The organism is Enterococcus olivae (assembly GCF_053760925.1).
In genome coordinates this window covers 1-1,903 of sequence record NZ_JBSMVT010000060.1, presented here as the reverse complement: position 1 = coordinate 1,903, position 1,903 = coordinate 1, and the positions used below count along the sequence as shown (strand labels likewise).

Here is a 1,903-nt window from a genome sequence, read left to right as displayed (position 1 = left end):
CCACAAACAGCGTTTGAACAAGCACTGAAGCAAACGCTTAGTTGATTTGACAACGAGCCTCTCGCACCATGACTTCCGTCTGGGAAGGCTGGCAATACCAGCCTGTATGAATCAGACTATCATGGCGCTACTCATTATCAAATCAACACTGATACTTAGCATTCTTCTGAACATGCACTTTTACGAGGCGGTCATTATTACGGAAAGGGTGAAGAATAATGAATCAACATACCTATGAAAAAATGATAGCAATGCGTATGTCTGGTATGGCAAAAGCTTATAAAGAACAATATGAACACGAAGAATTACTTCAATGGAGCTTTGAAGAACGATTTTCCCTTCTGATTGATACAGAGTTTGACCATCGTCATCGAAATAAAATCAACAATCTTACGAAAAAAGCAAATTTTTCAGATACCCAAGCACGATTAGAGGAAATTAAATATTTCACCGACCGCGGTTTGAATCGAGAGATTTTTCTAAAATTAGCAGATAATAAATATATTAGAGAGCCTAGGAATATAGTGTTAACAGGAGCGACAGGATCAGGAAAAAGCTATATAGCATGCGCGTTAGGGAATAATGCTTGTCAATCAGGTTATAAAGTAAGATACATCCGATTGCCCGATTTTCTAACAGAATTAGCTTTAGCAAAAGCGCAAGGAACGTATAAAAAAGTATTGAAGCAATATCAGATGTGCGAATTGCTTATTATTGATGAATGGTTATTAGTTCCAGCAGACACCGTTGCCCAACAAGACATTCTAGAAGTTCTAGAAAGACGATATCGCATGCATGCGACCATCTTTTGTTCACAATTCACTAAAGATGGCTGGCATGAAAGATTAGGTGGAGGAGCACTGGCAGATGCGATAATGGATCGTGCATTGGCTCGTGCGCAATATATTATGATAGAAGGCAATCGTTCAATGAGAACTAGATAGTCTATTAGGTTGGTTCTTTTTGAACCAACCTTCTTATCAATGTGGCTCTCGCTTCCGAAACACTGGCTCTATACTCCGAAATATTACTGCACATCAAAATGGCTCCCACACTCCGAATAACTGGCTCTCATTGTCCGAAACAGTGGCTCAATTTCGTCCGAAATAATCATAAACACCTTATTCTTGAACTGGCTACAGGCAATTATATAGGAAAGCATTTAAATATCATCTTAATGGGAGCTTCTGGAAATGGAAAAACTTGGTTATCCAATGCCTTTGGCATTCAAGCCTGCCGACAACATTATAAAGTAAAATACGTTCGCTTGCCTGAATTATTAGATGAGTTTATTTTAGCTAGAAATGAAGCCGACGGCAGTTTTCGTCGATTGATTAAGAAGTATAAGAAAGTGGACTTGCTCATCATTGATGAATGGTTATTAACATCATTGCCTGAAGAACATACCTTAACATTATTTGAAATCATCGAATCTCGTTTGAAGACCGCTTCCACCATCTTCTGTTCACAAATCGCTCCTGAAGGTTGGTATGAAAAACTAGGTGAAGCTCTTGTAGCTGATGCAATTCTTGATCGTATCATTCATGATTCTTATAGTATTTTGCTTGATGGCGAGGTTTCCATGCGTGAAAGATATGGACTAAGAGCTAAGCTTTAGCGTTTTAAGGTAACGGAAATATCATCCTTTAAAAATAAAGAAAGAAAAAGCCAGCGATTTATTATTCACTGGCTTTCTCTTTCGCACTTAGTGGCTCTAATTAATGCAATAGATGGCTCTATACTCCGCATAAGTGGCTCAAACTGTTCGCAATATTCACCATCCTTCAGGAGCCGTCTGTGAACAGAAGATAGTCGAGGCTGTCTTCAGACGTGATTCTATAATCTCAAATAAGGTTAAAGTATGCTCTTCAGGTAAGGCTGTCAGTAACCATTCATCAATGAT

Annotated in this window: 2 protein-coding genes; both read left to right on the top strand. The window is 38.6% G+C overall.

Translation table 11 applies throughout. The features are described from left to right. Positions 1 to 218 precede the first annotated feature (218 nt). A complete protein-coding gene (gene istB / locus ACWODM_RS16300) occupies positions 219 to 944 on the top strand; it encodes an IS21-like element helper ATPase IstB (RefSeq protein ID WP_455322371.1) in 726 nt (241 codons plus the stop codon). A 98-nt stretch (positions 945 to 1,042) separates the two neighbouring features. After that, positions 1,043 to 1,618: an ATP-binding protein gene (locus ACWODM_RS16295; RefSeq protein ID WP_455322370.1), complete on the top strand. Its 576-nt coding sequence runs from the start codon at positions 1,043 to 1,045 to the stop codon at positions 1,616 to 1,618. The last annotated feature ends 285 nt before the right edge of the window (positions 1,619 to 1,903 follow it).